Origin of the sequence: Providencia huaxiensis (assembly GCF_002843235.3) — a bacterium.
Lineage (GTDB): Bacteria > Pseudomonadota > Gammaproteobacteria > Enterobacterales > Enterobacteriaceae > Providencia > Providencia huaxiensis.
In genome coordinates this window covers 1,686,682-1,711,653 of sequence record NZ_CP031123.2, presented here as the reverse complement: position 1 = coordinate 1,711,653, position 24,972 = coordinate 1,686,682, and the positions used below count along the sequence as shown (strand labels likewise).

Genomic DNA, 24,972 nt, shown 5'->3' with positions numbered 1-24,972 from the left:
TGGTTATTTTTTAGGGATAGACGTTCCCCACGCCATGTAATCTTTAGGGGGCTCTAATTTTAGGATGAAATGCTGTTCAGGTTTAGCTTGTGGGGCTAAAGGCACTGATGGCGGTGTTGCAAGGGAGATACCACCACGCACAAACTGTTTGAACGTTCCGCTTTTGGCAACGCCACCCGTTAAGCCAAAGGAAAAATTAAAACCGGAGGATTGCCAAAACTCGGTATTGCTGCGAATAAGATATTGGTATTCCTTCCCAATACGTGTTGCAACATATACGCGATCGGAAAGCTCTCCCAAATATAGACCTGTAACGACACCGACTTCTAATCCTCTAAACAAAATAGGCGTGCCAACCTGAATGGCCCCGACATCACTAGCATCAAGGTAAATAGTTAAACCGTCGAGATAGCGCGAGTCTGTAATATTGGCGGTTTGTAATTCAAACTGATAACGGGTTTTATTATTCCGTCCCGGTTCTGCGCTAATATATGGTTGCAATATACTATCTAAATTATTTAAACCAGCGGGAGATAGTTCAGGGGTTACAACAGCGAAGCGACTTCCTAGTTTAGTAAAAGTACTGACATATTCAGGGTATAGGATCGCCTTTGCTTGCACTTCACGTTTATCAGATGACAATTTTAATGATTCAATTTGGCCAATATTTATACCTAAGTAACGGATTGGCATACCTTCGGAGAGTTTTGATGCATCAAATGTTGTCAGAGTAATGATGCTTCCTATTGCTTTCGCAGAGGTCTCATTTGGATAAAGTGTATGCTGTCGAGCAGTATTGGCGACGCTACCATCAAGGTTATCAAAGCTAATTGCACCGCTAATGGCTCGGCTCAGAGGGGCCGCTTGAACGGTTAAACCGTTACTATTAAGTTGAACTTTTGCGCCACCTTCAGCCCAAAACACACTGTTCTCAGTGAGTAAATGAAGATATTCATTTGAGATATTTACATTGATCGCAAACCCGACTTTGGTCGGTTTAATTGCAATGATTTTGCCGACGGCAAATTGGCGATAAAGAACAACAGAGCCAGCTTGAATGTCTGGTAATGTAGTCGTGTTGAGGGTGATAGTGGTGGGAGGTAAAGCCCCTAAAATACCCGCTTTTGCATTATCATCACTACGATATAAAGGAAACGTTTCGGGGAGTTTCTCTTTACTTTGTCCTGCAATTAGATGGATGCCGCCATCTAACCATTCTTGAGGAGTAGCACCTTGGAATTGCACTCCATTAAGACCTAATTGGATATCCACCCGGCTATTAGCAACAAATTTACTATCTTCACGCACAAGGTGTTTGAACTCATCATATATCAAGATACTAAAATTGACTTTCTCAGTAGCCAAGTGACGCTGTAACACCTCGCCAATTTGAATGCCTTTATAAACAATCGGTTGACCTTTATCGACACCGTAAGTGTCATGTGCCCAAAGTGCTACCGTAAGGGGGGATTTACCGTCTTCCTCTTCGGTTTTGATTATCTTTTTGCTACTTTGTAGGACAAATTGTTGCCCTTCTTCTGCTTGTGGGCCGTTTTGCGGTGAATCAAAGGCAATAGCGCCATTGATAACTGCAGAAAGGCTTTCCATTTTTAGACTGGCACCAGACTTAAGGTCAAAATTGCCTTGAAGCCCTGATACATTCCAAAACTGGCTCTCTTTGCGGACTAAGTTAACATAAGGCTTTTTTACTACCGCAGAAATGGAAACACCCTTGTTATCAGGCAAAATAGTGTAGTCCGAAATATAACCAACAGGCACTTTCCGGTAATAAATAGGGGAGTTTTCATTCAATGAGCCTAGATCTGGAGCTGTAAGGTGAATAAGTAACTCACCTTTATCAATATTGAGTTGTGGGGGCGTATCTTGTGCAACAAAAGAGAACTGCTCTGTTCCTGTGCTGGGTAACATGCCAATGTAATTTCCACCAACCAGAGCATCAAGGCCAGAAACGCCAGCCAATGATGCTTTGGGGGTGACTAACCAAAATTTAGTGCCTGAGTTCAAAGCCGGTCGCATGTCTTTATTCACACTAGCGGTCACAATAATGGTTTTCATATTTTTACTGATAGCAACAGATTGCACTAAACCAACTTCAACACCTTGGTATCGGATAGGCGTTCGATTGGCGACAACACCAGGTGCAGAGGTAAACTCAATCGTGATATCTGTTCCTCGTTCAACCCAATGCTGAAACAAAAGCCAGCCCGCAATGAAAATAGCGACTAAAGGCAGCAGCCAGAAAGGCGAAATTTGCTTGCGTTTACGTAATATGGCTTCTGATATTTCTTCAGAAGGTTCATTTTGCGGGGTTTGATTTTCCATAAGAATCCCAAATTAAACGGCTATCTAACCACTCAACAGCCAAAATAGTTAAAATAACGGCTGAACCAAAATACAGAGCAGCAGGCCCCATAGTAAAAGACATCAGCTGATCTCGATTAACGAGTGTCATCATTAAAGCAATGACAAATAAATCAAGCATGGACCAACGACCAATCCATGAAACAAACTTAAGTAATTTCATACGTAGAATAGGGTCAGTATTGCTTTTGAAATGGACAGAAAACAGTAGCAATATCATGATAATAATCTTAATAAATGGAACGAGTATACTGGCGATGAATACAATAATTGCTATTGGCCAGTTGCCTGTATCAATTAATGAAACGACTCCAGAATAAATGGTGTCCTCTAAGCGCTGTCCATTGAGATAAAAAATAGAAATTGGCATTAAATTAGCAGGAAATAATAACACCATGGCTGCAATTAGTGCGGCCCAGGTTTTTTGTAAGCTATGAGGCTCCCGAAAATGTAGAGGACGATGGCATCGTCTGCATTTCCCATTCCAATTCGCAGGCCCAGTGTAATGACAGGCAGTGCAGGCTAGTGTGCTATCTTGCGCTTCTTTATTATTAGTGGGATAAAATTTGTGCCATAACTCATCTAGGTTCATATGGATGAGAATTAATAAGCTGAGAATAGACATGGTAATAAAAGCGACTAAGCCATGGCCAATAAATACACTCGCGTAATCTTGCATTTTAATGGCGGCAATACCCAATGCTATCAGGTAAACATCTAACATAACCCACTCTTTGATATGTCCAAGCACTAAAAGGATCGGCCGGAGATTCAAATTGATGCGCTGACCAATAGGTAACAATAAAATTAAAATTGGTAATAATAAGGGGGCGGCAATAGCACAAAAAGCCACTATACTGGCGGTAAATGGGTCCCCTTGTTGATTAATTAAGCGAATACCTTCAATGACATTTGCGTTGATTTGGCTTCCTAATAAATGAATAGAAATGAGAGGTTGCCAAAATGCAATGGGGGCAAGCATCAATAATGTGATAGCCAGTATTGATAAACGATTAAGTGACCAAGATCGCCCATCATTAAGTTGGCTAAAACAGCGAGGGCAAACAACGACTTGCCGTATGCTGAATTGAGGCGTTAATAGCTTCTGATTGCAATGATTACAGCGTTGAAAAAGCAAATCAGTGTGATTAGTGTGGCTCATATTGACTCATTTTAGGTGGTTACCTAGATGTAATCTAGTGTAAAAGAATTTACCTCAAAGTGACAAATTGGTAATCTTAGGGCTACGCTTACAAATATTTGATTAATTGCTTGATTATTACAAGAAATAATTATGGATAAAAAGAAGTATTATCTTGAACTTTCAGACAATCTCTCTGCTCTACTTGCAGGTGAGTATGATTTAATTGCAACCTTAGCAAATACCAGCGCATTATTATATGAATGTTTAGAAGGTGTTAACTGGGCTGGTTTTTATCTCAGTAATGGGCAAGAATTAGTGTTGGGTCCTTTCCAAGGTAAAGTTGCATGTGTTCGGATCCCTTTTGGTAAAGGCGTTTGTGGAACAGCCTTTAGCAATAACCAAGTTCAGCGTATAGAAGATGTACATGCATTCCCAGGTCATATTGCTTGTGATGCAGCAAGTAACGCAGAAATTGTCTTTCCTTTGGTAGTTAATGGGCAAACTATCGGGGTTTTAGATATCGATAGCCCAAATATTAGCCAGTTCGACCAGGAAGACGAAAAAGGGTTACAACACCTTGTAAGCCAGTTGTGTCAACACTTGGCAATGTGTTCTATGCCTAAATATCATTAAATAATGGTCAGTTAAATTAATAGTAACGTGGCAATTGTCAGCAACACGATTATAATGTCGGCTTGTTCATGCCCGTGAGGTTGGCAAAATCGTTGTTATCAGGAAATTTCATGGAAAATCAACCTAAGTTGAATAGTAGTAAAGAAGTTATCGCATTTCTAGCAGAGCGTTTTCCTCGCTGTTTTATCGCTGAAGGCGAAGCACGTCCGTTAAAAGTCGGAATTTTTCAAGACATCGTAGGGTGCTTAAAAGAAGAAGATGGTATTAGCAAAACGCAACTGCGTTCTGCATTACGCATGTATACTTCTAGCTGGCGTTATCTTTACGGTGTTAAAGAGGGCGCTAAACGCGTTGACCTAAACGGTGAAGATTGTGGCGAATTAGACGCAGAACATATTGCTCATGCGCGCCAACAATTATCTGAGGCTAAAGCTCGCGTTCAAGCACAACGTGCTGAACAGAAAGCACAAAAACGCCCAGTTGCACAAAAAACGGGTGAAAAAACACCGCGTACTCAAGATGCAACTAAAGAAAGAGCACCTCGCCGCCGTCCAACAGAGAATAAAGAACGTCCGCAAAATACATCATCTAAGAACTCTCGTCGTAATACACCAGCTCCAGAGCAAAAACTGAAATCAGTGACTGATATCAACGCACTACAGATTGGCCAAACTTTGAAAGTGAAAGTGGGCACTAGTGTGATGGACGCCTCTGTGCTGGAAATTGCAAAAGACGGTGTTAGGGTTCAATTGCCAACAGGGCTGGCAATGATTGTACGCGCGGAACATTTAAAGTTCTGATACGGAGGTCAATCAGGTCATGAACAAACTTCTTAAAATTGCACTGGTGGTTAGTCTAGCGACTTTCGGCAGTGCAGTCGCTAATACTCAAGCAGTGGCTCCGGTCACTGCGGCTCAGTTACCTGTCTTAAAACAGAATGTACAACACGGTACAGTGAGTGAAAGAGTCACATCTCGGTTTACTCGCTCACATTATCGTCAATTTGATTTAGACAATGCGTTTTCTGGGAAGATATTTGACCGTTATCTTAATATGTTAGATTTCGGTCATAATGTTTTACTTCAATCCGATATTGACCAATACGCCAAAGATAAAGGCAAAGTCGGTCAATGGCTTGAGGATGGCAAATTAGATCCGTTTTATGACCTGTATAACCTGTCTCAGGAAAGACGTTTCGAGCGTTTTAAATATGCACTAGCTCGTTTAGAGCAACCCATCGATTTAAATGCGACTGATTCAATTGAAGTTGACCGTTCTAAATCACCATGGCCCAAAGACAAGCAAGAGCTTGATCGTCTTTGGGACCAAAAAGTGCGTTATGACTGGTTGAATTTAAAACTATCAGGGAAAGATGACAAAGAAATCAAAGAGAAACTGACAAAGCGTTATAACTTTGCGTTGAGGCGTTTAACGCAAGCGCAAAGTGAAGATGTGTTTCAATTGATCGTTAACTCTTTCGCTCGTGAAATCGATCCGCACACAAGTTATTTATCGCCTCGTAATACAGAACAATTCAATTCAGAAATGAGTTTATCATTAGAAGGAATTGGTGCGGTATTACAGCAAGATGACGAAAATACAGTTATCAACTCGTTAGTTGCTGGAGGCCCTGCGGCTAAAAGTAAAGAGCTAAAAGTTGGTGATAAAATTATCGGTGTAGGTCAAACGGGTAAACCGATTGTTGATGTGGTTGGCTGGCGCCTTGATGATGTGGTTGCTTTAATCAAAGGCCCGAAAGGAAGCAAAGTTCGGTTAGAAGTCGTTTCTGATACTAAAGGGGCGAAGCCACATATTGTCACCATAGTTCGGGAGCAGATCCGGCTAGAAGACCGAGCGGTCAAGCTGACAATCAAACAGCAAGGTAAAGATAAAGTTGCTGTTTTAGATATTCCTGGTTTTTATGTCGGCTTAACAAATGATGTTAAAACCCAATTACAAAACTTGGCAAAAGATAATGTTTCCGCATTGGTTATCGATTTACGCGGTAATGGTGGTGGCGCATTAACCGAAGCGGTCTCTTTATCTGGCTTGTTCATTCCGAAAGGGCCAATTGTGCAAGTTCGTGATAATAACGGCCAAGTTCGCCAAGATATCGATGATGATGACGTTGTTTACTATAAAGGTCCTCTTGTTGTTTTAGTCGACCGCTTTAGTGCATCCGCATCAGAGATCTTTGCTGCGGCAATGCAAGATTACGGTAGGGCGATGATTGTCGGTGAACCGACTTTTGGTAAGGGAACCGTTCAGCAACACCGTGGTTTAAGTCGTGTTTACGATCAAATGCTAAAACCAGAATGGCCTTCATTAGGTTCCGTTCAGTATACTATTCAGAAATTTTACCGAGTTAATGGTGGTAGTACACAGCGTGAAGGGGTGACTCCTGATGTGGTCATGCCTACAGGCCAGGATCCAGCTGAAACAGGTGAAAGTTTTGAGGACAACGCATTGCCATGGGATAGCATTCCACCGGCAAAATATACGCCTGTTGGTGATGTTTCTTCTGATTTATCGCCAATAAAAACGCAGCATTTGGCGCGTATTAGCAAAGACCCTGAGTTCAACTATATTGATGAAGATATTGCGCGCTATAAAGTTAACAAAGAGAGTAAGAATCGTATTTCACTCAACTATGCTGAGAGACAAAAAGAAGATTCAGAAATTGAAGCGACAAAATTGAAACGTATAAATGAACGTAATACTCGAGAAGGTAAACCATTATTGAAATCAATTGATGATTTACCTAAAGATTACGAAGGGCCAGATCCATACCTCGATGAAACGGTTAAAATGGCGGTCGATTTAGCGAATCAACATACTAAGTTATTATCAAATAATAAATAATTTCCTCTTATTATTTGTCAAATTAAGCCAGCGCCTAAGCTGGCTTAATTTTTTAAGTTTTCCTGTACCATCTTAATAGCTATCGCAAAATATAAGCTAAACATTAGTGTATTGTTAATTTGATATTTTTAGTAAATAGTCCCCAAATTAATGCAGTTTTATGCTTTGTTTACTTTATTTTTTAAAATGACTAACTGAAATTAATAATTAACTATAGGTTTCTTTACCTTTACTTAATTTATCCTAAACTTTTGGTATAGTTTCCTTATCAATGAGGCATTACCATGCGTAAATTATTTATAGGATTAATGGCTGTTAGTGTGATGATGGTTGCATCTATTAATACAGCGAATGCAAGAAATTACCCTTGTTCTGGAAGTAAAGGAGGAATTGACCGTTGTGACGGGGAGAAGTTTATCTGTAATGACGGGTCAACAAGCCGTTCAGAGCAAGTGTGTACGATAGAATTAAAAAACGATATTAACAGTAAAGCGAAAGCGGCTGGAGCGGTGATTGGCACAGGCGTTGTCAAGCAATCAAGTAAATCATCGGTTTCTGACTCAATAAAAAACAGTAGTGACAAAGCCAGTAAAACCGTTTCTGATAAAGCAGACAAGGCAAGTGATAAAGCATCTGGCACAGCTAAGACAGTAAAAGAGAAGGCCAGCAAAGCTGCGGATAAAGAAGTTAAAGACGTAAAAGATAAAGTTAGTAAAGGGACAGACAAAGAATCGGCAAAAGCCGTAAAAGAGAAAGCATCTAAAGCTGCAGACAAAGAATCTGCAAAAGCCGTAAAAGAGAAAGCAACAAAATCGACTAAAGAGAAAACTAATTAGTTCGAAAATAAAACTGCAAATTACAATAAAACATAATAGTGCCACTTAATGTGGCATTATTTTTTAATAAAATAAAAGTAAAATTGAATATTCATTCATTTGACAAGCAAAGTGGATGATAAGATAGATAAATACACTAAATTGTTTTTGGTGATTGACAAACTAGCTTTATCGTTTCAATGAAAAATAACTTTAAATTTAAATGGTTATAAAATGAACCTTAAAAAACAAATGGTTAAAAATTTCACCATCAAAAGTTATCATTTAATTAGCATATACCAATGAGTTTTGCATGTAGCTATGTAAAGTTATGTTATTTTTTAGGGTTTTCGCGTTAATGCACTTGAAAAAGTGTGAAAAAACCTTATTTATAAAGTAAATTCTACGTATATTTGTTTTTACCAAGGAATACATAAAAAATGATGAGAATTGCTTTATTCTTACTCACAAACTTAGCAGTTATGTTTGTGTTTGGGATAATCCTAAGTTTAACTGGGATCAGAGGGAGTAGTGTCCAAGGTCTTATGATCATGGCTGGTCTGTTTGGTTTTGGTGGTGCTTTCATATCACTATTAATGTCCAAATGGATGGCTCTGAAATCAGTGGGCGGTGAGGTTATCGAAACGCCACGTAACCAAATGGAACAGTGGTTAGTATCAACCGTTGAGCGCCAAGCACAACAAGTTGGTATTCAGATGCCACAAGTGGCTATTTATCATGCACCAGATATCAATGCGTTTGCTACGGGCGCGCGACGTGATGCTTCGCTTGTCGCGGTGAGTACCGGGTTATTAGAAAATATGAGCCGTGATGAAGCTGAAGCTGTAATTGCTCATGAAATTAGCCATATCGCAAATGGCGACATGGTAACGATGACCTTATTGCAAGGTGTGGTGAACACGTTCGTTATCTTTATTTCACGTATTATTGCACAGGTTGCGGCAGGTTTTATGTCCAACAGTGATAACGAAAGTGAAAGTAGCAATGGTAACCCAATGGTCTATTTTGCGGTTTCCATGGTACTTGAAATCGTCTTTGGTATTTTGGCGAGCATCATTACTATGTGGTTCTCTCGTTACCGTGAGTTCCACGCGGATGCTGGCTCGGCAAAATTAGTGGGGCGTGAAAAGATGATAGCGGCATTGCAACGGTTGAAAACGAGCTATGAACCACAAGAAGAAGGTCGTTTGATGGCATTTTGTATCAATGGTCGTGGTAAAGCATTCAGTGAATTATTTTTATCGCACCCACCATTAGACAAACGTATCGAAGCATTACGTTCAGGTGAATATTTAAAGTAGCCTAAATAATCGTCTAAAGTTAGCTTTAAGTAGACAATAATTTTAGTATCTGCCCAGTAATTGTTTAATTACTGGGCTTTTTTATTGAAACAGTATGTGACACATATCCCCTCAAAAATATCAACCCATATTCAATTAACTCAATTTTAATGACGACTCGCAATTAATTGTATTTATAACTGCAATTGATAAATCACAAGTGAGCTTACTCACAATCTTTTATTTTAAATGATGAATTTTAGAAATTTTGTTCGCTTTTATTCTACTTTTAATCTTTATTAGATTGATAAGGAAATGTTATGAATTTTATTGATATGTTAATTGATATGAATTAATTGGGGGTAGGATGGATTTGATAACGACGTGGTTAAGTGAACTAAATGGTGTGGTGTGGGGAGTACCAATGCTTGTTGGGATCTTAGGCGTTGGCATTTATATGCAAATTCGGCTTGCATTCCTACCGATAAGAAAAATTGGAACAGGCTTTAAGCTATTGTTTCAAAAGAATGAGTCACGAGGTGAGGGGCAAATATCACCTTTTAACGCATTAATGACAGCGTTATCGGCCACTATTGGCACGGGGAATATAGCTGGGGTCGCAACTGCGGTCGTCATGGGAGGGCCTGGCGCGTTATTTTGGATGTGGATGACGGCTTTGGTCGGAATGGCAACTAAGTACTCCGAAGCCGTGTTAGCAGTTCGTTTTCGTGAAGTGGATAAATATGGCCAGTATATTGGTGGCCCAATGTACTACATTAAAAATGGGTTAGGCCCTAAATGGATTTGGTTAGGAACGCTGTTTGCCTTTTTCGGTGCATGTGCTAGCTTTGGTATCGGAAATACGGTACAAGCTAACTCTGTTGCAGATGTACTAGAAAGTAACTTTGGTGTGCATAAATGGTTGACGGCGGGGGTATTAGTTTTATTAGTCGGTGCGGTATTGATTGGTGGATTACGACGTATCTCTGATGTTGCAGGAAAACTTGTCCCATTTATGACTGTGGCTTATTTTGGCGCAGGTGTCATTGTGCTTGGTATCTATTTTAAGGAGATCCCAGGTGCGCTCTCTTTGGTCGTGACCTCAGCTTTTAACCCTGTCGCTGCTCAAGGTGGGTTTGCAGGTGCGGCGGTATGGGCTGCAATACGTTTTGGGGTTGCACGAGGCGTGTTTTCCAATGAAGCGGGTTTGGGAAGTGCACCTATCGCCCACGCTGCTGCAAAAACACAAAATCCTATTCGCCAAGGGCTTATTGCGATGTTAGGGACATTCATTGACACTATCATTGTGTGTTCTGTTACAGGATTAACCATCATTATTACTGGTGGCTGGCTGACCAGTGAAACCGGAGCGACACTAACCGCATCATCATTCCAAACAGCCATTCCAGGTGGAAATTACATTGTTGCTATTGCATTAGCCATATTTGCATTCACCACCATTTTGGGTTGGAGTTTCTATGGCGAAAAATGTGTGCAATATTTATTCGGGTTGCGAGCAATAAAACCGTACCGAGTTTTATGGTTGATAGCTTTACCAATTGGTGCAACGCAATCACTTGATTTTGTTTGGTTATTAGCGGATACACTAAATGCTATGATGGCGATCCCTAATTTAATTGCTCTGTTACTTTTAAGCCCTGTTGTTTATCGGTTAACACGAGACCATATAAAAGATGTGAACGCAGATAGCATTGATATGGCAAAACAGTTGTACGACAATAAATCATAATCGATTGATAATAAGCTTCATTTTAATGATGAAGCTTATTATTTCTTCAATATCCCCCTCTTATTCATAAAGCTTATCGATGGGTAATATATAAATCATCTATTTTTATCGGTAAAATTACGGAATGGCGTTAAATGCGCTATGCTTAGAAGAGAAGTTGTAAACCATGCGTATTTTATAAATTAAACAAGGGGATAGAATGGATATTCTGGAGAAAACGTTATTGTTTGGTAATGAATTTTTGACAACGACAAACCCCGCTAGGTTAGTTCCATTTAAATTTGAGATCTATCATTCTGAGCAAGGTTTTTACCATCGAGTCTATAAGCAAGTTGGCATGTCAGGGGCTAACTTAGGGCAAACATTTCAAGTGTGGGCTTTTGAAGAGCAGAAAAGCTGGGATAAACAAACCGCTGATACGACAGTTGATGAATATATTCAGCATTGCCAAGATATTTATAAGCGGAATAATGCATAAGTTGTAGAAAAAAAAAGCCCCCTTCATAGGGTTCTGAAGGGGGAGCTAAATGAATAAAGAATGGTTTAATTCATGAACAAAGATAGATGATTTTCATGATTAAAACTTAGTTATTTGTGCAGTTTAAACCACTCAATAGTATATATATCCTTAAAATAGCATTTATCGCTAAATAATCTATTGGCGATACCCTGTTTTTATTTGTTCTAACGTGTTTTTATAGGTTTCTGCCTGTTTTTCGTCTTCCATTTGTGCAATTTCACGTTGCATCTTGATTAAAATTTTACCTGCATCAGCTTGGCCGATAGCTTTTAACATATGCGTCAGTAAATTTTTTAGACAAGTAACTTCATCCGCTAAAGTATTAACGTTAGGTTCAGTAGGAAAATGGTTTTTCATTAAAAAGGTCCTTTAAGCATAAAAAATAATAGCAAGATTGTAGCATAGAAAGTAATACTATGTGTTTTCAGATAACTGAATGTTATAAATATTCAGATTAATGCGTTAAATTTGAACGAACGATTAAATAGGATGTAGGAGGCGCTAATAATTACTAGGCCCGCTGTTTTTCTTGCCAGTAGGTAGGAAGGAGTCTTTATGAACAATAAAAAATTGTGATACAATTCACAAAAAGAGTTATTGGCAACAGAGGTTGCTCAGTAACGACTCAATCCTGTACTAAATACCAATGTCTTTTTGCAGCAATTTTTACATCCAATTAAGCTGTTGGTATCTGTTATTTGTGGGAAAGTGAAGGCTAAAAGAAATATGACGCAAGTTTCTAGAAAAACAGCTTGGATCCGTGTAATAGCATTAGCGGTTGCTGCATTTGTTTTTAATACAACAGAGTTTGTACCTGTTGCATTACTCAGTGATATTGCAAAAAGCTTTGATATGACGGTCGCACATACTGGTTTGATGATAACAATCTATGCGTGGGTTGTGGCTTTGATGTCGCTACCTTTAATGTTATTAACCAGTAAAATAGAGCGCCGTAAATTATTAGGCTTCTTATTTGTTATCTTTATTATTAGCCATATTATTTCTGGTTTTGCATGGAGTTTTGATATTTTAATTGCAGGACGTATTGGTGTGGCTTTATCTCATGCTGTATTTTGGTCAATTACGGCATCGTTGGCTATTCGGGTTGCCCCCGCAGGTAAAAAAGCTCAAGCACTTGGATTATTAGCGACGGGGACTGCATTAGCGACAGTATTAGGTCTTCCCCTTGGCCGAGTGGTTGGGCAATTCTTAGGTTGGCGAGCGACATTCTTAGGTATCGGTGTTATTGCATTGTTTACTATGGTTGTCTTGATCCGTTATTTACCTCGGTTACCAAGTGAACATTCCGGTTCGTTAAAAAGTGTGCCTATGCTATTTCAACGGCCGGCACTCGTTGGAATGTTTGCATTAACGGTGTTAGCAGTAACCGCACATTTTACGGCTTACAGTTATATTGAGCCTTTTGTTCGAGAAGTTGCATTACAAAGCCAAAATTTTGCAACTTTACTCCTGCTGATTTTTGGTGGAGCTGGTATTGTTGGCAGCGTCATATTCAGTCGCTACAGCAGCAAGTTTTCATTATCATTCTTACCCGCAGCAATCGCATTTATGACGATTTGTTTATTATTGCTGATGCCATTAGGCAGAGATGTTTGGTCTTTGGTGATGTTATCGGTGTTCTGGGGAATGGCAATGATGTGCATTGGTTTAGGGATGCAAGTTAAGGTGATTGATTTATCTCCAGATGCCACCGATTTGGCAATGTCAATTTTCTCTGGAATTTTCAACATCGGTATTGGTGCAGGGGCGCTGCTAGGTAATCAAGTTATTGTCCATATGGGGATGACTCAGATTGGTTACATTGGTGGTGTGATTGGTCTTATAGCTTTCGCATTATGTGTCTATTTATTCAGGCGCTATAGTGACACCCTTAGCGATAGAATAGGCGCTGCTGCAAATCACTAACTCGCATTTCATTATGACGTAAAGATGAAAGCTCTGTGTTATTTTAATGATAAACAGAGCTTTTTTGTTGTTACCTGAGTAACTCATTCTAATAATAAGGAAAGACAATGAAGGGTCTAGGTTTCTTATTGATGTCTATTATTGCTGAAGTCATTGCAACGACAACATTAAAAGCATCTGATGGTTTTAGTCGTTTTTGGCCGTCTTTGATTGTTATTATCGGTTATGCAGTCTCTTTTTGGGGGCTTTCACAGGTGGTGAAAACCATGCCATTAGGTATTGCTTATGCAATTTGGTCAGGTTTGGGAATTGTGTTGGTTTCCATCGCTGCAATTTATATTTACAACCAAAAACTCGATTTACCTGCAATTATTGGTATGCTATTAATTATTATTGGTGTCTTAGTCATTAATTTATTTTCAAAAAGTGGTGGGCACTAAACCGTTGGTGCAGGATATTCAGGCAGCATGATTGGGGAAACAAAAATGAGGCATCGGGTTAGTCAATTTTTAAAACCAGTAATAGCAATGTCACTTGCTGGGGTGATATCTGTCATGCTATCTGCGTGTGGTAGCTCAAACGTAGATAAGTCTGTGGAACATTCCGCGAGTCAGTATGCCCAGCAAGTGGTCAATTTAGGGCCTGGTGCGCAAGAAGCTTGTGTGTCAGCGGGGGGCTTACCTGCATTGACATTAGAATTAAATGGTTCACAAACTGCCGTATGTCAATTTGCGAATGGTAAACGTTGTGCTGTTGACATTATACAATCGGGCTCTTGCATATAACTCTTCTTTTTATGAAGTTAATTAACCTCCTATTAATTATTAATAAGAGGTTAATTAACGCTATATTCCCATTCTAATCTATTCTATTTTAATATTCCTATATTTCATTTTATTAATTATGTTTTTTATTAATCATATATAGGTCATCTAATTATGAGCATCTATTTAGGTGTTTATTTTAATTATTGATATTTAACGACGAAATTACTAATATTAAATAATAAAGAATATTTTAGATAATTATAAAAGCACATATAAAGACGTTTACATTTATTAAAGAGTAATGCCTAATGAAAAAGAAAATTGAAGAGTATGATGGCCCCGCTGCAGGTTGGGGGGCTGTAAAAGCAGTTGCAGAAGCGCTACGCGGCCAAATGAAAGTCGGGCACGATATCATTGCGATGTTTGAAATGAATAAGGTGGACGGTTTTGACTGCCCTGGCTGCGCGTGGCCTGATCCTGTACACACAGCGTCATTTGATATTTGTGAGAATGGGGCAAAAGCAATTGCTTGGGAAGCGACATCTAAAAAAACAACCCCGGAATTTTTTTCTAAATACACTGTTACAGAATTACTTGAGTGGGATGACTTCCATTTAGAGGATGAAGGCCGTCTAACTCACCCTATGAAATATAATTCACAAACCGATAAATATGAACCTATCGAATGGGAAGAGGCCTTTCAGCAAATAGGTACGCGTTTACAAAGTTATTCAGACCCAAATACTGTTGAATTTTATACCTCCGGTCGAACTTCAAATGAAGCCGCATTCTTATATCAATTGCTGGCTCGTGAATATGGAACAAATAATTTCCCTGATTGTTCAAATATGTGCCATGAGCCAACGAGTGTTGGTCTTGCTGATTCCATTGGTGTCGGTAAAGCGACAGTATTGTTAGACGATTTTGATAAAGCGGACTTAGTTATTTGTATAGGCCATAACCCAGGGACTAACCATCCAAGGATGTTGAGTTCATTGCGCGAAGTTTCTAAACGCGGCGCAAAAATCATTGCAATAAATCCTTTGAGAGAACGCGGTCTTGAGCGTTTTGCCTACCCGCAAGACGTGGTAGAAATGCTAACGCTAGAGTCTACACCTTTAGCAGGGCACTATTATAAGGTTCGTATCGGTGGAGACACAGCTTTACTTAAAGGTGTCATGAAGTTGTTGATTGAAAAGCACCAAGCCGCTGTGGACGCAGGAAAAGAACCTATTCTCGATACTGAGTTCATATCAACTCATACACAGGGTTATGAAGCTTTAAAAAATGACTTAGAGACAACAAGCTGGAAAGATATCTTGAGGGTTTCTGGTTTACCTCGTGAGTCTATTGAAGAGATTGCCGACCTTTATATTGAGGCAAAAAGCACTATTATTTGTTATGGCATGGGGATCACTCAGCACGAACATGGTACGCAAAATGTGCAGCAACTCGTTAATTTACTGCTACTAAAAGGTAATATTGGCCGCGAAGGTGCGGGTATTTGCCCATTGCGCGGCCATTCGAATGTTCAGGGTGACAGAACGGTTGGCATTACAGAGAAACCGTCAAAAAGCTTTTTAGACAAAATTGAACAACGATTTGGTTTTAAACCACCAAGTGAATTTGGCCATGCAGCAGTGGCTAGTATGCAAGCAATTTCTGAAGGAAAAGCCAATGCGTTAATTTGTATGGGTGGAAACTTAGCAGTTGCAATGCCAGATAGAGACGCTTGTTTTTCAGGTATGAAAAAGCTTGATTTAGCCGTCCATACAGCAACGAAACTAAATCGTTCTCATTTATTAACCGCTAAGCAGACATTCATATTACCTGTATTAGGGCGTAGTGAGATAGACAGACAAAGCAGTGGTGTGCAATGCGTTACGGTAGAAGACTCCATGTCGATGGTTCACGCATCAAAAGGTTTACTTAAACCTTGTAGCCCTTATCTTAAATCCGAGTGTGCGATTGTTGCAGGGATAGCGAAAGCGGCAATACCGCAGAGTAAAGTTGAATGGGATGATTTTATCGGTAATTACGACTTGATCCGCGATGCGATGGAAGCGGTACTGCCTGGTTTTGATGATTATAACGCACGTATTAAAATACCTGGAGGGTTCCATCTGACTAACGCTGCTTCTGAGCGTCGTTGGTTAACGCAATCAGGTAAAGCTAACTTTGTACCGACAGAGGGCGTTATTGAAGACCCGAATTCAGCGGTAAATAGCGAATTGATTTTGGCGACATTGCGTAGCCATGATCAGTACAATACAACAATTTATGGGTTAAATGACCGATACCGTGGTGTGTTTGGGCAGCGAGATGTTGTTTTCATCAGTGGTGCAGAAGCCCAAAAACAGAAGTTAGAGGCGGGGGATAAAGTTAATCTCATTGCATTAGATCGTGAGCAGAAACCGACAAAACGCCGTTTAGATAACCTCACTGTCGTGATTTATGATATGGCAGACCGCAGCGTTGCTACTTATTTTCCTGAAGCTAATAATCTAATTTCGTTAGATAATTTCGACCCGCAATGTGGTATTCCTGCGTATAAAAATATTCCCGTGAAATTAGAACGAGTTATTCAATAAACAGATTTAAGTTTTAGAAACCCCAAATGTTGAACGTAACATTTGGGGTCTTAAAGATTATTTTTTGGCTGGGAAGAACTGGCTGATGATAACAATGATGGCAACTAAGAGATAAGCCGCGAAGATGCCAATTAACCATTGTGGCATATCCAGCCCTAAGAATGCCCACTGCCTAACAGCACAGTCACCTGTCGCTTCAAACACTGCAGGTACCCATTCTTGTAATGGTAACCAATCAGGGAAATTAACGAAAAAATCACAAGAGGCAAATGGGGAAGGATAAAGCTGTAGCATGGTATGTTCCCATGCAAGATCTAAACCGCGCCAAGCAGAGTAAACCCAAATAAGCATGGCAACCCAGCGTATCACCATGTTTCGCGGTGCCACTGCGCCAATTATGCCAGCAACCATAATCCCAAGTAATGCAACGCGCTCATAGATACACATAACGCATGGTTGTAGCTTCATAACATGCTGAAAATATAAAGCAGCACACTCGAGTATAAAGGCAATAAAGGCCATAAGTAGCCAAGCGCCTCTTCCTTGTGAGCAGTAGTTAAAAAATCTGAACATACTTAGTATCCTAATTGAGTGATGCGCCCATTTTGCCTCTATCAGACCGATAAAAAAAGTAATTAAAGTGAAATAATGCAATTTTAGATAGGGCTTTACCTAATATTACAATTAGCCGTATTGGTGTACGGCTAATTGTTTTAAAGTATAGTTATTGAGCGAATGTTATCAACCCAATACTTTCCATCCAATGCGTGATTGGTACTAGCCAGAACTCTACCCCTAATAGCCCAACAATTGTCATTACGATGGTATATGGCAGCGCCATCCAAACCATACGGCCATAAGATAAGCGGATCAGCGGTGATAACGCGGATGTTAATAAAAACAAGAAGGCAGCTTGGCCATTAGGTGTTGCAACTGAAGGCAAGTTAGTCCCTGTATTAATTGCCACGGCTAAAAACTGGTATTGTTCCGTTGACACCAAACCGTCATTTGCCGCTTTTAAAGCCTCAGTAATATAAACTGTCCCTACGAAAACGTTATCTGATACAGCAGAAAGCAGGCCATTAAAGAGATAAAATAAGGAGAGTTGCGATGATTCAGAGGATTGCAATACAAACTGAATAAATGGGGTGAATAATTGCTGGTCAATAATAACAGCAACAATACTAAAGAAGACAGTTAATAAAGCGGTAAAAGGTAACGCTTCCTCGAAGGCTTTACCCAATGCATGCTCTTCTGTGATGCCACAAAATGCGGTAGCAAGTACGATAACGGATAGACCAATCAGACCAACTTCAGCTAAATGGAAAGCAAGGGCGACTATCAACCAAATACCAATTAATCCTTGAACAACTAACTGTGCAAGATCTCTTTTGGTACGTTTAGCCGTCTGTTTTTTATCGTGCTCAGTTAAAATTTGGCGTACAGAGTCTGGAAGCTCAGCACCGTAGCCAAATAGTTTAAATTTTTCAACGACAAAACAGACGACTAAGCCACAAACAAAAACGGGTATGGTTACAGGAGCCATACGGATATAGAAGGTAATGAAGTCCCAATTGACATGTTTTGCAATGATAAGGTTCTGTGGTTCACCCACCATGGTCATGACACCACCAAGTGCCGTACCAATACCTGCATGCATCATCAAGCTTCGTAAAAAAGCCCTAAACTGCTCGAGGGTTTGTTTTTGCTCTGCATTGTTAATAAAACCATCGTTTTGTAGGTCAGTGTTGTTGGGCTGGTTAGAGGCATACTGGTGATAGATAGAATAAAAACCAATTGAAACGCTAATGACCACAGCAATAACGGTTAATGCATCTAAAAATGCAGATAAAAATGCACTCGCTATACAAAAAGCAAGGGAAAGAATTCGTTTAGAACGCACATTTATCAACAGCTTGGTAAAAACAAACAAAAGCAATTGCTTCATGAAATAGATACCCGCTACCATAAAAATCAGTAACAAGATAACTTCAAGGTTATTGCTAATTTCATGTGAAATTTGAGCAGGGGTCGTCATGCCAATGAGAACGGCCTCTATGGCTAAAAGACCGCCGGGCTGCAATGGGTAACATTTAAGTGCCATTGCTAATGTGAATATAAATTCAGCAACTAATAGCCAGCCTGCAACGAAGGGGCTGATAAAGAAAAAGACAATAGGGTTAATTATTAGGAATATAATAATTGCTAATTTGTACCAATCAGGCGAATTTCCCAGAAAATTTTTCAAAAAAGCTGTTTTTAAACTAAAATCCATTATGGTTCGTTATCCTCTTTTATGCGGATGTCGTGTACTGTGTTATACATACTACTCTTATCTCTTACAGATTTTAAGCATATTTGCTAATTGAGAGCGTATGAATTATATGGAAATTATATGATTTGCTTCACCCTTTATTTTTAGTCTAACTATATCAGGTGATGACAATCTGGTATGATTTGCTCAATATCCGTCTAAATGTTTGGAATAATAAAAATATGGTTATTAAAGCTCAAAGTCCGGCCGGTTTCGCGGAAGAGTATATTATTGAGAGCATATGGAACAACCGCTTTCCACCAGGTTCAATTTTACCCGCTGAGCGTGAGCTTTCGGAATTAATTGGTGTGACCAGAACAACCTTACGAGAAGTGTTACAGCGTTTGGCTCGTGACGGTTGGTTAACCATTCAGCATGGTAAACCAACGAAAGTGAATAACTATTGGGAAACGTCAGGTCTAAATATTTTGGAGACACTGGCTAGGCTTGATCACGATAGAGTGCCGCAACTCATTGATAATTTATTGGCAGTACGTACCAATATTGCGGCAATCTTTATTCGCACAGCCTTTCGAAATAACCCAGAGAAATCAATAGAAGTGTTAGCTGGGCGGGAAAAAGTGGAAGATAATTCAGATGCATTCAGTGATTTGGATTATAACATTTTCCGTGGGCTTGCATTTGCATCTGGTAACCCAATTTATGGTCTGATTATTAACGGGTTAAGAGGGCTGTATACCCGTGTTGGCCGCTATTATTTTTCGAACCCTGAAGCGAGGCGCTTAGCGTTGAACTTCTACCAACAATTAAGCCATCTTTGTCGTGAGCAAGCCTATGACCGTATTATGGATTGTGTGCGTACTTATGGAAAAGAAAGCGGAATGATCTGGCATAGTATGCAAAGTAATATGCCTTCAGATTTAGCACAAAGCCGCTAGTTAACTGACATTAATCCCATAAGGCCAGCATGTTGTGTTGTATCAGTATGCTGGTTTTTTTATCATTAATCATTGACAGATTTTAGCCAAATAGCCATCATTCACTTGAATGAAGTGAAAAACCAATCTTTGTTTGTTTATTGGTATTTAATACCATCAAACGTCCTCTTCTTAGTTTAATAAAATAAATTGATTTTATTGGGCGCCTCACGTGAATCGATAGAAAATTCTAAATTAAAAAATAACTAAGAATTCATTTTTTTTATCCTATTGAATTTAAGTTAATTTATTTTTTGTTTGAATTTTAAGCTGGAATTTAATATCGACATGTAAAGAAAATGTGACCAAATTTAAATTTTTTAACTGTATTGTTAAAAGTGTTAATTCACCACATTGGCAAATATTTCCTAGAATATTATCCTAAAAGAAATGGTGCAGACTTTTATTTTGTGGGGAAGCGATGAAAATTCTAGTGTTAGGCGCAGGCGTTATCGGTGTGACAACCGCGTGGTATTTAGCACAAGAAGGGCACGAAGTGCTAGTGGTGGATAGGCAACATGATGTGGCAGAAGAAACAAGTGCCGCCAATGCAGGGCAAGTATCCCCTGGATATGCGACCCCATGGGGTGCACCTGGGATCCCTCTTAAAGCGGTGAAATGGATGTTTGAAAAACACGCCCCCTTGGCGATACGTCCAGATGGCACGTTATTTCAGCTGCGCTGGATGTGGCAGATGTTAAAGAATTGCGACATTCAACATTATGCAATGAATAAAAGCCGTATGGTGCGCATTGCAGAATACAGCCGTGATTGTATTCGTCAATTAAGAGCGGATACAGGTATTGAATATGAAGCCCGCCAAGGTGGTACTTTACAGATTTTCCGTACTGCTGAGCAGTTTGATAATGCAGCCAATGACATTGCGGTCTTACAGCAAGAAGGTGTTCCATACGAATTACTGACATCAAATGAACTAGTTAAAGCCGAACCTGCGTTAGAATTTGTTAAGCATAAGCTTACCGGCGGGTTGCGGTTACCGAATGATGAAACGGGGGATTGCCAGCAATTTACTAAAAAATTAGCCAAAATGGCACAAAACTCAGGCGTTAAATTCAAATTTGGTGGCCATGTTGAGCAAATCTTAACTGAAGGTAATAAGGTGAGTGGCGTCAAAATTGATGGTGAAATTTTGCAAGCAGACCGCTATGTTGTTGCAATGGGCTCTTACTCTACTTCAATACTACAAAGTTTGGTTCAAATCCCAGTCTATCCACTCAAAGGCTATTCATTAACCATGCCAATTATTGACGAGCAGCGTTCGCCAACCTCCACCATTTTGGATGAGACATACAAAATTGCAGTAACGCGGTTTGATGAGCGTATTCGCGTCGGTGGAATGGCTGAAGTTGTTGGGTTTAATTTGAATATACTGAAAAAACGCTGCGAAACATTGAAAATGGTGGTACAAGATTTGTATCAAGGCGGTGGTGACATCGAACAAGCACAATTTTGGACAGGGTTGCGTCCAATGACACCGGATGGTACTCCGATAGTTGGGCCGACTGCATACAGTAATTTATATTTAAATACAGGGCATGGGACATTGGGTTGGACAATGGCTTGTGGTGCAGGGAAACTACTGGCAGATATAATTTCAGGGAATACACCAGAGATAGCGTCTGATGATTTATCGGTATTTAGATATCTTGATGGTTTTAATACCAAGTTGGTTACGCATGGTGATTTAACGCCGGCACGCTAAGTATTTGATGTTTTGGCATCATTGTAATTTTAGAATTAATTAAATGTATTAAGGGAATTTAAATGCCGCGCCCAATAAGTGCTGTTATTCATCTACAAAATTTACAACACAATTTGTCTATCGTACGGCAACATGTTGGAAAATCGAAAATTTGGTCAGTTATGAAAGCAGACGGTTATGGTCACGGTATCAAGCAGATTTGGTCAGCGCTGAAAGAAACTGATGGTTTTGGGGTGTTGGATTTTGACGAAGCAATTTTGTTACGAAAAGAAGGGTGGAAGGGGCCAATTCTATTGCTAGAAGGCTTTTTCCAGCCTCAAGACTTGCAATTGATTGATCAATATAATTTAACGACAAGCGTGCATAGTGAGTGGCAATTATTTGCCATTGAGAATGCTCAATTATCATCACCGATTTCAGTCTATATCAAACTAAATAGCGGAATGAATCGCTTAGGTTTTTCACCGAGCGAATACGAAAGTGTAGTACAACGGTTATTTAAAATGCCGAATATACGCCATTTAACGTTAATGAGTCATTTTGCGAATTCAGATACCAAAACAGGTGTTGTAGAACCGTTCCGACAAATTCAACAATTCGAACACTTATCGTTAGAAACCTGTATTGCAAATTCAGGAGCGACATTGTGGCATAAACAAACCCAATATGATTGGGTTCGTACTGGCATTTTGTTGTATGGCGCTTCCCCAAGTGGAAAATCTGCAGATATATTTGGGTTGGGTTTGAAAGCAGCGATGACATTGCAATCAGAAGTGATTGCTATCCATGAAATCCCAGCTGGGCAATCAATTGGTTATGGTAGCCGGTTTACATCAACTAAACCTATGCGTATTGCAACAGTCGCTTGTGGTTATGCAGATGGATACCCTCGGCATGCTGCAAATGGAACGCCGGTATGGTGCAAAGGAAAGCGCTGTGCACTACTGGGGGCTGTTTCGATGGATATGCTGACTATTGATATTAGTGATTGTGACGATGTTAAACTTGGTGAGCGAGTGGAGTTATGGGGGCAAAATTTACCGGTTGATGAGGTTGCACAAGCAGCGGGGACAATTGGTTATGAGCTACTTTGTGCGCTTGCGAAAAGAGTTCCTATTTCTTATGAAAATAAAGTAGAATAAATATTAACCAATCATACTGAAAATAGTAAAAATTTAGCTTTACGTGTGATTTTGGTTAAGAATGTTTGGATTGCAACTATATTGATATAACATATAGAGTGTGATCTATTTCTCATTATTTTTAGGTTAAATATAATATGTCAAAAGCAATTAAATTAACGACACTTGCGATGGCTCTGAGTGTGTTATCTGGGGCCGCATTTGCAGGAACTTGGTCTGTTGGTGGTTCGGTATTAGCGCAGTCAACACCTTATAAAGGAATTAAGAGCCGTGATTATGTCACGCCAGTGCCTATTGTTAATTATGACAGTGAGAATTTCTATTTTCATACATTAGCTGCGGGTTATTATTTATGGAATGATACACAAGACCAGTTATCATTGGATGCTTATTATTACCCACAATTTTTTAAACCTAAAGACAATGATGATAAAGCGATGCGCGAGTTAGACCGCCGCCGTGATACGGTGATGACGGGGCTGACTTATCGTCATAAAGCTGATTGGGGTACACTGAGAACGAATATTTCTGGTGATATTTTAGGTATCAGTAATGGTATTCGTGGTGAGTTTGCCTACCTGTATGGCTTTGAAGGTGACAAATGGTCAATCACTCCAGGTCTGGGTATTAAATGGGATAGTAAGAACCAAAACCGTTATGAATATGGCGTGTCTTCAAAAGAATCACGTAATAGCGGTTTAAAACGCTATAACCCAGGTTCAAGTTGGACACCATACGTTGAGGTGACAGGGAATTACCGCTTTGATGAAAATTGGACGGTATTCGCAATGGGCCGTGTTGACCGCCTGCCAAGTGAAGTGAAAGATAGCCCAATGGTAAATAAAGATGTTTCTGCCATTATGTGGACGGGCGTCACTTACACATTCTAAGTTCGTTATAGAATATTAAATTATTTAGCCCCTGATATCATGATGATTATCAGGGGCTAATTTTATCTATCGAGAAATTTGATGTGCTTAGATCTTATATGCTCAGAATGGATAATTAATCTTGCGGCTTATTATCACGGCTGACCATCACTAATGAAAGGCGAGCAGGGTGCTGCGCATCACTTTTCATTGGGACGTTGATCCTTGCTGTTTCTACACAAACCATCTGTTTGTACCCATTATTTGGCATATCGCCCATACTGCATGATAATTCTGCCCAAGGGTTCCAACAGACAACATCACTATTATGGTAATGGTGAATTTCTATTGTACGGGCCCATCCGTCATCACGTAAGAGGCTGTATTCCTCTGGTTCTGAATAAATACGGTCGGTATGTTTATTAAATTTCAGTGGTTCATTTACATAAGCTTCTTTATCTGCGACTTTATCGAAATAGTGGCCACCTAATCCATATACAGTGGCTTTTTGAATATCGCTGATATTGAAATAACTGTGTAATGCAGCAGTCGTTTCGAAGTCCCCATAACTTTCTAGTTCAAGCTCACATGTTTCACCTAGTTTCATTCGTAGGATCAGGGTGAACTCATGGGGCCATAATTTACGGGTATATTCTGTATCTGTTAATGTGAAGGTTAAAATAACACCATCTTCATGTTCATTATGTGCAGTGAATTGCCAAGGTAGAATTCGTGCAAAACCATGACTAGGACTAGCTACAGGACCAAACCAAGGCCAACAAATAGGAATACCACCGCGGATAGCAACGCCTTCTTTAAAAGCACTCTCTGAACTTAGCCACAAGCAAGGTTTTTGCCCCGCAGGTTGCCAATCAATAAGTTGGGCGCCTTGTAAACTGACGGCCCCACGCACCTTAGGATGCGAGATAACAATGAGTGGAAGCTCACCAAGTTGGCGTTGAGTGATGTAAGCGGAGACTTGTTTGATGACCGGTAATGCAAAAAGTTTATCGTGCATGGTATTAGGCCTGTGTTAATGAAACAGAGTGAATACTCGTCATACATTAAACTGCAGCATTGTTGACGGTGTTCATTCACTTGAATTATTTAGAGTATCTGTCCGGCATACTTAAAGCCGCAGTGAATAGTATTCATTCTAAAATAAGTTGTGTTTATAGCGTATCCAATGAGAGATCAACCATAAGCGATATAGCAGAAAATATGAAGTGTTAATTTGTTATTGGATACGGTACAAAAGAGCCGCCAATTGGCGGCTCAGTTAGACAGATTACACG

Annotated in this window: 21 protein-coding genes; 15 read left to right on the top strand and 6 right to left on the bottom strand. The window is 39.7% G+C overall.

All coding sequences use genetic code 11. From position 1 onward, the window contains the following. Positions 1-3: 3 nt before the first annotated feature. Both CYG50_RS09545 and yebS read right to left on the bottom strand, forming a co-directional pair. The gene (locus tag CYG50_RS09545) at positions 4-2,343 is read right to left on the bottom strand and encodes a PqiB family protein (RefSeq protein ID WP_102138681.1); all 2,340 of its coding nucleotides are present in this window, start codon (positions 2,341-2,343) and stop codon (positions 4-6) included. Then, a complete protein-coding gene (yebS, locus tag CYG50_RS09540; RefSeq protein ID WP_102138680.1) occupies positions 2,318-3,544 on the bottom strand; it encodes a membrane integrity lipid transport subunit YebS in 1,227 nt (408 codons plus the stop codon). Before yebS ends, CYG50_RS09545 begins: the two co-directional genes overlap by 26 nt. Before the next feature lie 132 nt (positions 3,545-3,676). Between yebS and msrC the strand changes: the two genes are divergently transcribed. From msrC to CYG50_RS09505, 7 genes are all read left to right on the top strand, one after another. Then, positions 3,677-4,159, top strand: a complete 483-nt coding sequence (msrC, locus tag CYG50_RS09535; RefSeq protein ID WP_102138679.1) for a free L-methionine (R)-S-oxide reductase MsrC — start codon at positions 3,677-3,679, stop codon at positions 4,157-4,159. Between the two features lie 110 nt (positions 4,160-4,269). Beyond that, entirely contained in the window at positions 4,270-4,959 is a 690-nt protein-coding gene (gene proQ / locus CYG50_RS09530) for an RNA chaperone ProQ (RefSeq protein ID WP_102138678.1), read from the top strand. Positions 4,960-4,978: 19 nt separating this feature from the next. Then, positions 4,979-7,021 carry a carboxy terminal-processing peptidase gene (prc, locus tag CYG50_RS09525; protein ID WP_102138677.1) on the top strand — a complete coding sequence of 681 codons (2,043 nt, stop codon included), beginning with the start codon at positions 4,979-4,981 and terminating at the stop codon, positions 7,019-7,021. Between the two features lie 284 nt (positions 7,022-7,305). After that, positions 7,306-7,857 carry a YdcA family protein gene (locus CYG50_RS09520; RefSeq protein ID WP_202981456.1) on the top strand — a complete coding sequence of 184 codons (552 nt, stop codon included), beginning with the start codon at positions 7,306-7,308 and terminating at the stop codon, positions 7,855-7,857. Positions 7,858-8,276: 419 nt separating this feature from the next. After that, positions 8,277-9,158: a protease HtpX gene (gene htpX, locus CYG50_RS09515; protein ID WP_102138676.1), complete on the top strand. Its 882-nt coding sequence runs from the start codon at positions 8,277-8,279 to the stop codon at positions 9,156-9,158. A gap of 346 nt (positions 9,159-9,504) precedes the next feature. Further along, complete coding sequence (locus CYG50_RS09510; RefSeq protein ID WP_102138675.1) at positions 9,505-10,887, top strand: alanine/glycine:cation symporter family protein; 1,383 nt, start codon at positions 9,505-9,507, stop codon at positions 10,885-10,887. A 199-nt stretch (positions 10,888-11,086) separates the two neighbouring features. Further along, positions 11,087-11,365: a hypothetical protein gene (locus CYG50_RS09505; RefSeq protein WP_102138674.1), complete on the top strand. Its 279-nt coding sequence runs from the start codon at positions 11,087-11,089 to the stop codon at positions 11,363-11,365. A 177-nt stretch (positions 11,366-11,542) separates the two neighbouring features. Here CYG50_RS09505 and CYG50_RS09500 read toward each other — a convergent pair whose 3' ends face one another. Beyond that, positions 11,543-11,764, bottom strand: a complete 222-nt coding sequence (locus CYG50_RS09500; RefSeq protein ID WP_102138673.1) for a DUF2594 family protein — start codon at positions 11,762-11,764, stop codon at positions 11,543-11,545. A 369-nt stretch (positions 11,765-12,133) separates the two neighbouring features. Here CYG50_RS09500 and CYG50_RS09495 point away from each other — a divergent pair, with 369 nt between their 5' ends. From CYG50_RS09495 to CYG50_RS09480, 4 genes are all read left to right on the top strand, one after another. Next, positions 12,134-13,333, top strand: coding sequence for a sugar transporter (locus CYG50_RS09495; RefSeq protein WP_102138672.1), 1,200 nt, complete (start codon positions 12,134-12,136; stop codon positions 13,331-13,333). 107 nt (positions 13,334-13,440) lie between these two features. Next, positions 13,441-13,773 (top strand): DMT family transporter, encoded by a 333-nt coding sequence (locus CYG50_RS09490; protein ID WP_102138671.1) that lies wholly within the window; start codon positions 13,441-13,443, stop codon positions 13,771-13,773. Between the two features lie 45 nt (positions 13,774-13,818). Then, on the top strand, positions 13,819-14,118 hold the full coding sequence (locus tag CYG50_RS09485) for a DUF333 domain-containing protein (protein WP_102138733.1): 300 nt from the start codon (positions 13,819-13,821) through the stop codon (positions 14,116-14,118). A 290-nt stretch (positions 14,119-14,408) separates the two neighbouring features. Then, complete coding sequence (locus tag CYG50_RS09480) at positions 14,409-16,691, top strand: FdhF/YdeP family oxidoreductase (RefSeq protein ID WP_102138670.1); 2,283 nt, start codon at positions 14,409-14,411, stop codon at positions 16,689-16,691. 57 nt (positions 16,692-16,748) lie between these two features. Here CYG50_RS09480 and dsbB read toward each other — a convergent pair whose 3' ends face one another. Both dsbB and nhaB read right to left on the bottom strand, forming a co-directional pair. Further along, complete coding sequence (gene dsbB, locus CYG50_RS09475; RefSeq protein WP_102138669.1) at positions 16,749-17,264, bottom strand: disulfide bond formation protein DsbB; 516 nt, start codon at positions 17,262-17,264, stop codon at positions 16,749-16,751. 151 nt (positions 17,265-17,415) lie between these two features. After that, a complete protein-coding gene (gene nhaB, locus CYG50_RS09470) occupies positions 17,416-18,966 on the bottom strand; it encodes a sodium/proton antiporter NhaB (protein WP_102138668.1) in 1,551 nt (516 codons plus the stop codon). A 221-nt stretch (positions 18,967-19,187) separates the two neighbouring features. Here nhaB and fadR point away from each other — a divergent pair, with 221 nt between their 5' ends. The 4 genes from fadR (at position 19,188) to CYG50_RS09450 (ending at position 23,698) form a co-directional block, all read left to right on the top strand. Continuing rightward, the gene (gene fadR / locus CYG50_RS09465) at positions 19,188-19,904 is read left to right on the top strand and encodes a fatty acid metabolism transcriptional regulator FadR (protein WP_102138732.1); all 717 of its coding nucleotides are present in this window, start codon (positions 19,188-19,190) and stop codon (positions 19,902-19,904) included. 460 nt (positions 19,905-20,364) lie between these two features. After that, positions 20,365-21,666, top strand: a complete 1,302-nt coding sequence (locus tag CYG50_RS09460; protein ID WP_102138667.1) for a D-amino acid dehydrogenase — start codon at positions 20,365-20,367, stop codon at positions 21,664-21,666. 62 nt (positions 21,667-21,728) lie between these two features. Beyond that, the gene (alr, locus tag CYG50_RS09455) at positions 21,729-22,808 is read left to right on the top strand and encodes an alanine racemase (protein ID WP_102138666.1); all 1,080 of its coding nucleotides are present in this window, start codon (positions 21,729-21,731) and stop codon (positions 22,806-22,808) included. A gap of 137 nt (positions 22,809-22,945) precedes the next feature. After that, positions 22,946-23,698, top strand: a complete 753-nt coding sequence (locus CYG50_RS09450; protein ID WP_102138665.1) for a MipA/OmpV family protein — start codon at positions 22,946-22,948, stop codon at positions 23,696-23,698. 115 nt (positions 23,699-23,813) lie between these two features. On the opposite strand, the gene CYG50_RS09445 is transcribed toward CYG50_RS09450, so the two are convergent. After that, the gene (locus tag CYG50_RS09445; protein ID WP_102138664.1) at positions 23,814-24,695 is read right to left on the bottom strand and encodes a D-hexose-6-phosphate mutarotase; all 882 of its coding nucleotides are present in this window, start codon (positions 24,693-24,695) and stop codon (positions 23,814-23,816) included. Positions 24,696-24,972: the final 277 nt, after the last annotated feature.